This is a genomic window from Raineya sp., assembly GCF_053497555.1.
In genome coordinates, this window is the sequence record NZ_JBRCWE010000065.1 from 1 (window position 1) to 12,073 (window position 12,073).

Below are 12,073 nucleotides of genomic sequence, written 5' to 3' on the forward strand. Positions count from 1 at the left end.
TTCAGCACCTAAATATACAACTTTCATTGGAAATCTTTTTCAATCCTAAACAACTTCTTTGCTATTTTCGTCAGAAAATTCTATTTTTGTAGAATAATTGCTGTTCAATGTCATCACCAAATTTTATTGATTACGTAAAAATCAACTGCCGTTCGGGCAAAGGCGGAGCAGGCTCTGTGCATTTTCGTAGAGAAAAATATGTACCCAATGGCGGACCCGATGGCGGCGATGGCGGGCGTGGCGGACATATCATCTTGCGAGGCAATCAGCAACTCTGGACACTTCTACACCTGAAATATCAAAAGCACATCAAAGCCGAAAATGGCGTAAATGGACAAGGAAATAATAAAAAAGGTGCCGACGGCAAAGATGTAGTCATTGAAGTACCGCTTGGAACGGTTGCCAAAGATGCCGAAACAGGAGAAGTGCTGTTGGAAATTACCCAAAATGGTGAAGAGAAAATCTTGCTCAAAGGTGGTAGAGGGGGGCTGGGGAATTGGCATTTCAAAACTTCAACCAAACAAGCTCCACACTATGCACAACCGGGCGAAGCAGGCGAAGAAAAATGGATTATTTTAGAGCTGAAAGTGCTGGCAGATGTGGGTTTAGTGGGCTTTCCGAATGCGGGAAAATCTACTTTGCTATCGGTAATTTCTGCCGCAAAACCTGAGATTGCCCCCTACCCTTTCACTACGCTCACACCGAATTTGGGTGTGGTGAAATACAGAGATTTTCAATCTTTTATTGTTGCCGATATTCCGGGCATCATTGAAGGAGCTTCCGAAGGCAAAGGCTTGGGCTTGCGTTTTTTAAGACATATTGAACGCAATTCTCTACTTTTGTTTATGGTTTCAGCTGAAAGCGAAAGCATTAGCAAAGAATATAAAATTTTACTCAAAGAGCTACAAAAATACAATCCCGAACTTTTGGAAAAACCGCGTGTTTTGGCAGTAACCAAGATAGATTTGCTTGATGAACTCGCTTTGCAAAAACTTAGAAGAACTTTACCCAAAAATATTCCGAGCATTTTTATTTCGGCTCTTACCAATAAAAATATTGAGGCTCTCAAAGATTTGCTTTGGGAACAACTTTCACAAGCCAATGTTTCTCTTATTACAAACGAATAAAACCGTATGCTGAACACCAAACTTTTTGAAGAGGTAAAAAAAATTTTTATTGCTTATCTGGAAAAAAAGGAACTTCGCAAAACCCCCGAAAGATTTGCGATTTTAGAGGAGATTTACTCTCGTCAAGACCATTTTGACGTAGAGGAACTTTATATCAGTATGAAAAACAAAAAATATCGTGTGAGCAGGGCTACGGTGTATAATACACTGGATTTGCTCGTAGAATGTGATTTGGTTACCAAACATCAGTTTGGCAAAAATCTGGCTCAATACGAAAAATCTTATGGCTTCAAACAACACGACCACCTCATTTGCGTAGATTGCCACGAAGTTTTAGAGTTTTGCGACCCTCGTATTCAGCAAATTCAGGATATGGTTGGTAATTTGATGAAATTTAATATCTTGCACCATTCTTTGGTTTTTTACGGACAATGTACCAAAGAAAACTGCGAAAACCGAAACAAAAAACACGAACCCAAACCTCGCAGAGCCTATGAGGACGATTAAAATACTACTGCTGTGGCTATGGAGCATTTCAGCTTTGCAAGCACAACTGCAAGGCGATAGCTGGACGAACGCCCAAAAAAATAAAGAAGCTACTATCATTATTACGTATTTTGAAACTCCCCGCTATGTGTATAAAACCGCAGATGGCAAATTAGAAGGCATTTGCGTAGATATTCTCAAAGAATTTATTGCTTATGTAAAACGAACCAAAAACATCAATATCAAAGTCAATATCCAAAAACCCATAGATAATTTTACTCTTTTCTTGCAAAATATCAAAGCCTCTCGGGGTGGCGTTTTTGCTTTGGGTCCTTTTACGATTACCGAAGAGCGTAAAAAAGAAATGTCCTTTACACCTCGCTACATTGATAATATCTCCTACATTATCACACACAACTCCGTACCCGACCTGACGAGTTTACCTTCTATCAGTGCCGTTTTTAGAGGTATGAAAGCCTATGCCTTGCGAGGCTCTACCCAAGAAGCCGAAATTTTGGATATTAAGAACAACTATTTCAAAGACTTGGAAATCGTGTATGTCAATAGTGCTGATGAACTTATTAGCAAAGTGCTTTCGGACCCCAAATCTTTCACCAAACACGATTTTCTCTATTATGCCGATGCCCTGCAAAATGGTAAGCCTATTAAAATTCACACAGCAGGTAAAATCCAAACCAACCCTTATGGCTTTATTATGCCCAAAGGTAGCGATTGGACAATCATTTGGAATGAATTTCTCAACGAAACCAATGGATTCACCACTCGCCCCGAATACCGAAAAATTTTAGAAAAACACCTCGGTTTTGTTGCCGTAAAAGTGCTTTTACAGAAAGGAACTTAGTGGGTTAGAGACAAGAAAGAAGTAGAATAAACTTCAAACCTCAAACTTCAAATCTTTTGAACCTTTGAACCCTCAAACACCAACTTAATGGAACAGCAAGAACAAATTTTTCAGAGCCGTATCAACCTTTCCGAACTAAGTGAAAAAGTCAAGACAATACGCTCCGAAGTAGCCAAAGTAATCGTAGGACAAGATACGATAATTGATTTACTGCTCACTGCTATTTTAGCCGATGGACACGTACTCTTGGAAGGAGTGCCTGGCGTAGCTAAAACCTTAATGGCAAAAACATTTGCCAAAATTACTTCCATTCAATTTTCCCGCATACAATTCACCCCCGACCTGATGCCTTCTGATGTTACAGGTACTTCCGTTTTCAACCTAAAAACTTCAGAATTTGAGTTTCACAAAGGTCCTATTTTTGCCAATTTGGTGCTGATAGATGAAATCAATAGGGCACCTGCCAAAACACAAGCGGCACTTTTTGAGGTAATGGAAGAGCGTCAGATTACCTTTGCAGGCACTACTTATGTACTCAATCCACCTTTTTTGGTGCTTGCTACCCAAAACCCTATTGAACAAGAAGGAACTTATCGCCTACCCGAAGCCCAACTTGACCGCTTTTTGTTCAAATTGCAAGTCAATTACCCAAGCGTAGAAGAGGAAATCGGTATTCTTTCCAAAGCCAACGACCGCAAAGCAAAAGGGCAATTAGACGCTTTACAACCCGTACTCACAGGCGAGGAAATTACGGCTTATCGGAAAGTGATTAAGGAAATTCATATTGAAAAGCACTTGCTTTCGTACATTGCTCAGATAATTACACGCACACGCAACAACCACGCTTTGTATTTGGGGGCTTCGCCAAGAGCCTCACTTGCCTTGCTCAATGCGTCTAAAGCCTTTGCGGCACTTGACGGCAGAGATTTTGTTACTCCCGAAGATATCAAATTCCTTGTGCCTCACGTTTTAAGGCATCGCATTATGCTTACTCCCGAAAAAGAAATTGAAGGTATCAGTTTAGAAGATGTTATTCATCAGATTCTGCAAGCCGTAGAAGTTCCGAGATAGAGGTTTTTCATTGAAAATTAACAATATTATGCTTAAAGTTGAACATATCGGTATAGCCGTCAAAGATTTACAAAGTGCGAACAATCTTTTTGCCAAACTTTTTGGCAAGGAGCATTACAAAATTGAAAGCGTTGAAAGTGAAGGTGTTAGCACTTCTTTCTTTATGATGGGTGAAACGAAAATAGAGCTATTAGAAGCCACCCAGCCCGATAGTCCTATTGCAAAGTTTATTGAAAAACGAGGCGAAGGCATACATCATATTGCTTTTGAAGTTGCCGATATTGAGGCTGAAATGAAACGTTTGCAAGCCGAAGGCTTTACTTTGCTCAACGAAACACCCAAAAAAGGAGCAGATAATAAACTTATTTGCTTTCTGCACCCCAAATCCACTAATGGCGTGTTGGTAGAACTTTGTCAGGAAATTACAGCAAGTTGAAAATGATTTTCAAGATTTACAAGATTTTATTTCTTGATTTTCAAAAATTTACAAGAAAAATAAATCAATTTTGTTTCAGCGTAAATTAAAAAAACAATGTTCAAAAATTTTCAATCGGTTAGTAAATGTGCCTATGGCAGGGGGAGTTTTGATAAGCTGGGTGAAATTATTGCCCCCAAACGCTCAGAAAATGAAGGGTATTTCATTTTTCTCATAGACCACTATTTTGAAGATAAACCCGAGTTTCACCAAAGAATACCCGCCGAAAAAAATGATGTGATTGAGTTTATTTATACTTCGGGTGAGGAGCCTAAAACATCGCAAATAGATGAACTTCGCGATAGATTTTTGCAAAGCAAAGGTTTGCCCGCAGGAGTAATTGGCATAGGAGGCGGTAGCATTATGGATATTGCAAAAGCCCTTGCCCTGATGCTAACCAACGAAGGCTCTTCGGTGCAGTATCAAGGGCTGAACCTTATCAAGAAACCGGGAGTGTATCACGTAGGCGTGCCTACCATTTCGGGTACAGGAGCCGAAGTTTCTATGACTGCCGTACTGACGGGTCCGACTAAAAAATTGGGCTTAAAATGCGATTGGACGGTCTTTGACCAAATCATTTTAGACCCCGATTTAATTGCCACCGTACCTAAAAACCAATGGTTTTATACAGGAATGGATACCTACATTCATTGTGTGGAATCTATGACGGGGCAGTATAAAAATACTTTCAGCGAAGCCTACGGCTACAAAGCCATAGATTTGTGCAAAGAAGTATTTTTGAATGAAGGTTCAGGGCAAAGCCCTTTGAATGATGAAAAATTGATGGTTGCTTCCTATTTCGGCGGATTGAGCCTTACGTACTCGGAGGTAGGGGTATGCCACGCTCTTTCTTATGGACTTTCATATGTTTTTGGCACAAGGCACTGCTTTGCTAATTGCATCATTTTTCCACATTTAGAGGAGTTTTACCCCGAAGGTGTCAAAGAATTTAACCAAATGGTAGCGAAAAATGATATTTTTATACCCCAAAACCTTTCCAATGATTGGACAGAAGAGCAAGTTGAAAAAATGATAGATGTTTGTTGGGCTCTGACGCATATGTGGAAACACGCCCTTGGTGATGATTGGGAAAAGAAACTTACGAGAAACAAATTGAAGGAACTTTATTACCGAATGTAAAGATATAAACCAGCGACTACACCAATAAAAAACCCCTCTCTTTCGGAGAGGGGTTTGTGCTAAGCTTAAAACTCCCACAAATTATGCTCAAATTCCATTAACTCCATTTCAGCTTCTTGTGCTTTGTAGAGCTCATCAGTGATGTTGTTATTGGTAATCTCTGAAAGCTCTTTATTTTCAGGATTGGAGATTTGTTTAATTCTTGATGAAAACAGACGTAGCTCAAAAGCGTCCATTATACACATATGGCGACGTTCATTTTTAGGATTATACCATCTTCCAAGTCTCTGATTTGATTCTCTGTACAAAGCCCTGAAATATCTATCTACTTCTTTGTATTTCACGACAGCAATAGATTTTTCGCCATCGGCACATACAGAAAGTAAATGAAAGGCAATGATATTGATATACATCCGAGAGCGTCTTTTATCAAAAATAACTTCCTCTATGATTTCTAAGGAAGCAATATTTTCCCTTCCGTAAGGTTGCAGTGCATTAACAGTTACCCCAGCTGTTGGGTCTGTAATAGATTCTACACAACCAAAAACGCTTGGGTCTACTTCTTTTCCATACTTTTGGTTTGCATCATCAAAGTTACTTTTATACTCTTCCTTGATTCTCTGAAGGTCAGCAGCCGGTAATTTAATCTTTTTTTCCTCAGATACCCTACCCAAAGAAAGAATATTAAGACCAGTGGAGTAAGGAGTAATAGACAAACCGATAGGTTTAACATCTGCTTCACCAGATATAGCCAAATATAACTGATAAAGGAAGTTGTAGTCATCAATATCAGGAGCAAAACCTTTGTTTTGTTTTTCCTTAAAATTGAGCTTTCTGATGACAATTTTTCTAAACATTATGTCATCTTCCAGTACAGGATTCACAACATTAGGATTGTAGCCGAACTGGGCAAATGAAGCACTTACACTAAGCAATAAAAGCGATAATGCAAACAAACACTTTTTCATAATTTAAATTTTTAGTTTTTAGCTTTTAGCTTACCTTACAGGAATGATAATAGGGTCTTTCACAGTAGCAGGAACTCTTTGTCCTCGTGAGTTTATTCTGTATACTGTCAAAGATACCTCATATCTTGTTCCGGGCTCTGATTTAGGAGCAAGTGAATTGATATCACCGGGTAGTTCCTGCGTACCTTTTACAAGTTTTACCCTATTGATGGTGTATTCGTAGCGTGCCTCGTTAGGCAAGATGCTTGCAAATTCCTCATTAGGCTTAATTTTGAAGCTAAAACCAATCCTTGCCTTTACACCTTTTTCAGCAGGAACTTCTGCACCACCAATTACAAGTACAGGCTCAGGTGAAGGAACTCTACGAACATTAAATTGCTTCACATCTTTCAAACCATTACCTTGAACAGTTAAATCAACAGTTTTAGCTCCTTTATTAGGAATAAATGCCACAGAGTTTGAGGATTTTTCAACTACTTGGGCATTTGCCGCTACAAAAGAGGGAGCAAATGAAGCACCAATTTCTGGACAAGAAACATTAAACTTATGATAACATTCCTCGTACACTACTGGTCTTGCTTGGGGGTTATCTACAATAATATTAGGTTTAGCAACTTTGTACTCAATAGGTTCAGTTTCCAATACAGTTTCTTTACCATTCAAAATAGCCGTTACCTTACCCTTAATTACACCATTACTTGAAGGCATAAATTCAATTTCTGCAACACCATTTTTCACTTCCTTCAAACCTGTAACTTCAAACTTAGGTTGCATATCAGACTTAGAGCTGGAAGCTACAATAAACATTTTTCCCTTTATTTTTTGCCCTTGTGCTACCACAGCAGATTCCAAAGCAAGTTGAGCAGAAAACACGTCTGGCGTAGGAGGAATTACTTTGGCACCAATGATTTTGATAGCATTATCCTCATAACGCTTCACTTCGGTACGCAAGTGAGCAAGTACTGCTAATGCCGCCGCAACGGGGGTAGCTTGGAAACTAGCTTGGGCGTAATCCTTGTTAATTTCCTCTTCGTTACCTTTTAGCTTCACAAGGTCTTTTCTGTCTTTATTATCCAAGCACAATGCAGGAAAAGCAAGTTCTGGTTTGATGTCCTTTTTAAAACCAGCTACTACCTTACCAAGCTCTTGGGCGTAGAGGTTCATTTCTCTTTGCAATTTATATCCTTCACCGGACTTGCTATTTGCCGCTCCAAGCATAAGTTCTTCAAGTTGGGTTTCACCGCCACCTGCATTCTTAATTTTGCCATTCTCATCTCTTCCACCGCCTGCCTTGTCTATAATATCGCTTTCTATCTTAGCAAGTATATCCAACTTCGTCTTGGTCATACTTCTTACTTGTTCGATAGCGGCAAGTTTCTTTTTATACTCTTCGGTTTCGGTCATTTTTTCTTTTTCAGCATCTTCCTTAAAGCCTTTGATGTATTCCACAATATCTGCTTCGGTATCATCAGCACTAGCATCTAAGGAACGCTTAATATACAAAAATTTATCAATAATAGATGAACTCACCTGTAAAGCAAGTAAGGCGGTAAGTACCAAGTACATCAGGTTAATCATCTGTTGCCTTGGGCTTTCTTTAGGTCCTGCCATAACGTATTTCGGTTTATTGGTTTTAGTTCAAAGTTTACTTGGTCAGAATTGTATGGTAAGAAAACCTACAAAACATTTTTTGGGCTTTGTAGGTTTGTAGTGTAAAATTAGGCTTGTGCTCCTTTCATAGCAGTAAGCATAGCACCATATACCTTATTGAGAGCAGTAAGGTTGGTAGTAAGTCCTGAAAGTTGTCCTTTCAAACCTTCTGCATCTTTGGCAGTTTCTACAACACCTTCAATGAGTTTAGTCATACCACCATAGTATTTGCTCAATGCCTCGCTAAATTTCTTGCTATCTTGCAATTCCATTTCATAAGCGGCGTTGAGAGAACTTAATGTTTTAGTAAGCGTCTGAATTTGTTGGTGGTAGGCTTTGGCATCAGTAGAGGCTTTAGCAAGTTCAGTTACTGCACCTACCGAAGTAGCCAAGTTTTTATTCATTTCAGTTAGGGAATTGGTAGCGAGTTTCACATTTTTCGCATACTCGGCAGTAGCTACGGAAGCCTCACCGATGGCAGTCATTTTGCTTACGCTATCAGAAAGTTGTTTCATACCGCTACCAAAGCTATTGACAGCATCAGGAGTGATAGCATTGGCTATTTGAGCTTCCAAAGCGGCAAGTTTGGCAACTACTTTTTCATCTTTTTGAGGTCCGCCACCCAAACCAGCCAAAGATTGTACCATTTTATCCCAATCGGGGTCAGTTTTAGGAGGATCAATAGGCATAAATGCATATAAGAAGAAAATTACAGCCTCAGTACCTAAACCAGCAATGAGCATAAAAGCGGCACCAGGCCAGTGCATTAGCTTAAATAATGCACCCAAAATTACGATAGAAGCACCTACACCTACAATTTTAGGAACAACGTAGGTATAAAATTTTTCTTTTGCACTAAGAACTTTGTAAGCCATTTTAGTAAAAATTTAAGGTTAAGAAAACAATACAAGGTTAAGAATTTGATATTTTTTATCGTACTCTTTTGATTTCGTTGCCAGACGAACGACCAAGGTAGGTCATTGCACAACGGAAACCTATAGATGTAGAAGTTGAATCAAAATGTTGGTAGGTACGAGTACCTGTTTCGAGGAAATAGGCAATATCTTTCCAAGAACCACCTCTTACCACACGGCGAGGATAGGCACTCAAATTACTATATCCGATACTATTAGCATCACCTTTTCTTACCTGAGGGTCAAAAACAGGGTTCATATCCCAAACGGTAGGTACAGCGGCTTCATAATAAGCATCTTGGCACCATTCGGCAACGTTTCCTGCCATATCATACAGTCCCCAGTCGTTGGCAAAGTAAGAAGCCACAGGAGCAGTATAAGCGAAACCATCATCATAGTAGTTACCCCTACCCGGTTTGAAGTTAGCAAGCATACAACCCAACGTATTGCGTACATAAGGATTACCCCAAGGGTATTTAGCTAAATTTCTGCCACCTCTTGCCGCATATTCCCATTCTGCTTCGGTAGGCAGACGGAAACGAGGGTTAGAAGGTAAGCCTTGCATAGCTCTGTGGTAGTCAAGGTGTAGCGTTCTCCACTGGCAGAAAGTCTGAGCGGCAGTCCATTTTACACCTACCACAGGGTAATCATCAAAAGCGGGGTGCATAAAATAATACTCCATCATAGGGTCGCCCATATGGTGAGCATATTCATTAGACCAGCGAAGTGTATCAGGGAAAATTTTATTCAAGAAATTACTATCCAAAGCGTTATTTTTAGATTGGTCGTAGCTCAAGCCCACGTACTGCATTACGTTGGCTTCATAGTCAGGGTCTAACTGCACGCCCCCGTTAGCACCTTTGTATGCGTAGGCAGTCATTACTTCTGTAAAGAGGCGGTACTGATTATTCGTAACCTCTGTTTCGTCCATAAAGAAGGCACTAATGGTAATTTGCTTGTTGTAGTTGATTTGTGTATGGGGTACATCTTCATCAGCTTGCCCCATATGGAAAGTACCCGCAGGAACAACCACCATACTTTGAGGTACGTACTGATCCCAACCGGGTCTTACAACATCAAAACGATATATTTCACCTTTAGATTTGATGATGCGGTCGTTGAGGTCTTTACTTTTCATTACATTCTTTTTGCCACCTCCAAGCAAGCCACACCCCTGCAAAAATGCACTCCCCACTACAAGCGAGGCTAACCAAACGTTGCGGAAATTCAAATTATTCATAACACCTTTGTTTTTTTAATTTTGAGAGTTTTCAATGCAAATATAATGCTAATTTTGATATTGCGTAATATCAAGCAAAAAATTTTACAATTTTTTTACATTGTGTTAGTGTCTTGTTCCGTGTCTGGGAGTTTCGGGAGTAGGTTTTCCGTATCTTTTCCACGCCAAACCATAACTAAGGAAAACCTCGTGAGATGTAGGAGCTTTACCTTGCCTACCAGAAATGGTGTAATCAAAAGCATACCCTACTCTCATACTATTATCTTTCAGAGGATACATTCCAATCATAGCAATCAGAGCATCAGATTGACGGAATGAAAGACCTCCCCAAAATTTTTGATTGTAAGTTCCCAGCACCGAAACCTCAACAGAAGTGGTTTTAAGAGTAGCTTCGGGAATGGTTTTAATCATTACAGAGGGCTGTAAGAGCCACTGGTCATTCAGCGGATAGTTGTAGCCTCCTGTTACATACAAATTACGAGCAAGTGCGTTATCTATAAGGTTATCTAATCCAAAACTAATTTGCGAGCCCAAAAGGTGATTACCCGCAAGACCTACATAAAAATCTTCTTGGCTATACCAAACTCCAAAAGCTAAATCAGGTTTGAGAGCCGTTTCTCTTCTACCAATCCAGTATTGAGCAACCGCATCATTGCCATCTACAAAACGAAACTTATTGCCGTCTACAGTTTGGCTATACACTCCTCCTCTTACCCCCACAGAAAGTTTGCCTTTATCTTCAAAAACGCTAAAATGATAATTTGCAGAAAGTTGAGCCTCTAAGCTAGTAAGCGGACCTCTCACATCTCTTACTACGTGCAAACCTACTCCTGTATTAGGCACGAAAATAAAAGGAGCCATTGCACTGAACATTTGCGTTTGAGGAGAGCCTCCATCATCAAAAGAAGCCGAGTATCCGAGCCATTGTGTTCTGTGCGTGAGGAAAAAATTTGCTTTTCCATCAGCACCCGCCACCGCTGGGTTGTAGTAAAACGGATTGAACATATATTGGCTGAACTGGGCATCTTGTTGAGCGTAGCCCAAGCGTACCAATACCAGTAAGGCAAATTGTAAGGATAAAAGGTATGTAAAATTTCTTTTCATCTACTTGTTTTAATAAGTGCTAATTTATTCTGCAATTTATGTAAAATTAAAAATAAAATGCAAATTTTTTTCAAACAATTTTTATTTTATTTTGTTGGCAAGCCTGATATAGGCTTCCAAAGCACCTGTCATTGAAGGTGCATTGGGCAAAGGAGCTTCAATGTCCAGTATTAAGCCTGCATCTTTCACAGCCTTGGCGGTAGTAGGTCCGAAAGCGGCTATGCGTGTATTTCCTTGCACAAAATCAGGGAAGTTGCTAAACAGCGAAGCAATCCCCGAAGGACTATAAAATACCAGAATATCATATTTTACATCAGCCAAATCCGAAAGGTCTGATGCTACCGTATGATACATCACACACTCGGTAAAATTGATGCCATTTTTTTCAAGCAAAGCGGGTAGCTCGTCTTTTCTAATATCGGAGCAAGGATACAAAAACTTTTCGTCTTTATTCTTTTTGATAGCAGGAAGCAAATCTTCTGCTGTCTTGATACCTGTAAAAATTTTTCTTTTACGTACTACAATATATTTCTGCAAATAATTAGCCGTTTGCTCTGAAATGCAAAAGTATTTCATTTCAGGGGGCATTTCTACTTTTAGCTCTTTGCAAATGCTAAAAAAGTGATCCACAGCATTGCGGCTGGTAAAAATAACTGCCGTAAATTCCAAAGGATTGATTTTTTGCTTACGAAAATCTTTCATATCAATCCTTTGTACTTCAATAAAAGAGCGAAAATCTATCTTCAAATTGTATTTCTTGGCAAGCTCAAAATAGGGAGATTTGGGGTCTGTGGGTTGAGGCTGTGTAACCAAAATGCTGGAAACAGGCTTCATTCGGTTTTTTACTTCCTTGAATAGCATTTCTTTCATTGCTTCAAAAAATTTATACCAAGATTTTCAAGATTTACAAAGAAATTTTCTACAAAAAATACTCGCAGAGCTATCTATTACGCAAATTCATCAAACTTCAAACCTCAAACTATAAACCTTTCAATCTGCTTTCATAGATTTTGCCCTGTACATCCCCCCCCCCAAG

The 12,073-nt window shown here is 39.5% G+C and carries 12 protein-coding genes; 6 read left to right on the plus strand and 6 right to left on the minus strand.

Annotated features, from left to right (window positions below; all coding sequences use genetic code 11):
* The first annotated feature begins 107 nt into the window (after nt 1–107).
* The 6 genes from obgE to ACWITO_RS08580 all read left to right on the plus strand — a co-directional run bounded on the left by obgE (nt 108) and on the right by ACWITO_RS08580 (nt 5,161).
* The gene (obgE, locus tag ACWITO_RS08555; RefSeq protein ID WP_448529579.1) at nt 108–1,127 is read left to right on the plus strand and encodes a GTPase ObgE; all 1,020 of its coding nucleotides are present in this window, start codon (nt 108–110) and stop codon (nt 1,125–1,127) included.
* Between the two features lie 6 nt (nt 1,128–1,133).
* The gene (locus ACWITO_RS08560) at nt 1,134–1,634 is read left to right on the plus strand and encodes a Fur family transcriptional regulator (RefSeq protein ID WP_448529580.1); all 501 of its coding nucleotides are present in this window, start codon (nt 1,134–1,136) and stop codon (nt 1,632–1,634) included.
* Nucleotides 1,621–2,475 (plus strand): substrate-binding periplasmic protein, encoded by an 855-nt coding sequence (locus ACWITO_RS08565; protein WP_448529581.1) that lies wholly within the window; start codon nt 1,621–1,623, stop codon nt 2,473–2,475. Before ACWITO_RS08560 ends, ACWITO_RS08565 begins: the two co-directional genes overlap by 14 nt.
* A gap of 87 nt (nt 2,476–2,562) precedes the next feature.
* A complete protein-coding gene (locus tag ACWITO_RS08570; RefSeq protein WP_448529582.1) occupies nt 2,563–3,546 on the plus strand; it encodes an AAA family ATPase in 984 nt (327 codons plus the stop codon).
* A 28-nt stretch (nt 3,547–3,574) separates the two neighbouring features.
* Nucleotides 3,575–3,982 (plus strand): methylmalonyl-CoA epimerase, encoded by a 408-nt coding sequence (mce, locus tag ACWITO_RS08575; protein WP_448529583.1) that lies wholly within the window; start codon nt 3,575–3,577, stop codon nt 3,980–3,982.
* 96 nt (nt 3,983–4,078) lie between these two features.
* The gene (locus ACWITO_RS08580) at nt 4,079–5,161 is read left to right on the plus strand and encodes an iron-containing alcohol dehydrogenase family protein (protein ID WP_448529584.1); all 1,083 of its coding nucleotides are present in this window, start codon (nt 4,079–4,081) and stop codon (nt 5,159–5,161) included.
* Between the two features lie 65 nt (nt 5,162–5,226).
* Here ACWITO_RS08580 and porN read toward each other — a convergent pair whose 3' ends face one another.
* From porN to ACWITO_RS08610, 6 genes are all read right to left on the minus strand, one after another.
* A complete protein-coding gene (porN, locus tag ACWITO_RS08585) occupies nt 5,227–6,129 on the minus strand; it encodes a type IX secretion system ring protein PorN/GldN (RefSeq protein ID WP_448529585.1) in 903 nt (300 codons plus the stop codon).
* A gap of 30 nt (nt 6,130–6,159) precedes the next feature.
* Nucleotides 6,160–7,740 (minus strand): type IX secretion system motor protein PorM/GldM, encoded by a 1,581-nt coding sequence (gene porM / locus ACWITO_RS08590; protein WP_448529586.1) that lies wholly within the window; start codon nt 7,738–7,740, stop codon nt 6,160–6,162.
* Between the two features lie 107 nt (nt 7,741–7,847).
* Nucleotides 7,848–8,654 carry a type IX secretion system motor protein PorL/GldL gene (gene porL / locus ACWITO_RS08595; RefSeq protein ID WP_448529587.1) on the minus strand — a complete coding sequence of 269 codons (807 nt, stop codon included), beginning with the start codon at nt 8,652–8,654 and terminating at the stop codon, nt 7,848–7,850.
* A 55-nt stretch (nt 8,655–8,709) separates the two neighbouring features.
* Nucleotides 8,710–9,933, minus strand: coding sequence for a type IX secretion system lipoprotein PorK/GldK (gene porK, locus ACWITO_RS08600; protein ID WP_448529588.1), 1,224 nt, complete (start codon nt 9,931–9,933; stop codon nt 8,710–8,712).
* Between the two features lie 105 nt (nt 9,934–10,038).
* On the minus strand, nt 10,039–11,037 hold the full coding sequence (locus tag ACWITO_RS08605) for a PorP/SprF family type IX secretion system membrane protein (protein WP_448529589.1): 999 nt from the start codon (nt 11,035–11,037) through the stop codon (nt 10,039–10,041).
* An 81-nt stretch (nt 11,038–11,118) separates the two neighbouring features.
* Entirely contained in the window at nt 11,119–11,907 is a 789-nt protein-coding gene (locus ACWITO_RS08610) for a uroporphyrinogen-III synthase (RefSeq protein ID WP_448529590.1), read from the minus strand.
* Nucleotides 11,908–12,073: the final 166 nt, after the last annotated feature.